The sequence below is a fragment of the Psychrobacter sp. 1Y4 genome, assembly GCF_051847555.1.
Genome location: NZ_JBPYDE010001223.1, coordinates 1 through 504 on the forward strand (window position 1 = coordinate 1; position 504 = coordinate 504).

A 504-nucleotide genomic window follows, 5' to 3' on the forward strand; every position below is an offset into this window, starting at 1 on the left:
AGTCACACCTGCACTATTTGAAAAGTGGCAGCCAATCGTTGGCACTTACGCCAATGAGATACGATTAAAAAAAATGCACACACGCTGGGGTAGTTGCAACACACGCGCGAAGCGAATTTGGCTATCCGTTTATCTCCCTGCCTATCCTATCAAATGCACCGAATACGTAATCGTTCACGAACTGTGCCACTTGCATCATGCTAATCATAGCCATGCGTTTTGGCAAACGGTTGCAATCGCGATGCCAGATTATCAGCAATGGCATAATATATTAGCGGGTAAGACAGGTCAGTTGGATTAAACATGTCATCTAAATAATGTATAGTCAATCCTCTATAAAAGAGTGACAGCGTTAACCTCACTTGAAGTATCGCTTATACATCTGCGCTCGGTTGCCTTGTATCTCTTTTAAACTGAATCAACTGTATATCGGAAAACTGTGAGCAACCGTTATGATCCGCTCACAAGTATTTTATTAAGACACCGCCATATTAAAGGACATTT

The 504-nt window shown here is 41.9% G+C and carries 1 protein-coding gene; it reads left to right on the forward strand.

All coding sequences use genetic code 11. The annotated features are described in order from the left end of the window. A partial coding sequence (locus ACS8FC_RS21250) for a M48 metallopeptidase family protein (RefSeq protein WP_439298236.1) occupies positions 1-301 on the forward strand: 301 nt, incomplete at its 5' end. Positions 302-504: the final 203 nt, after the last annotated feature.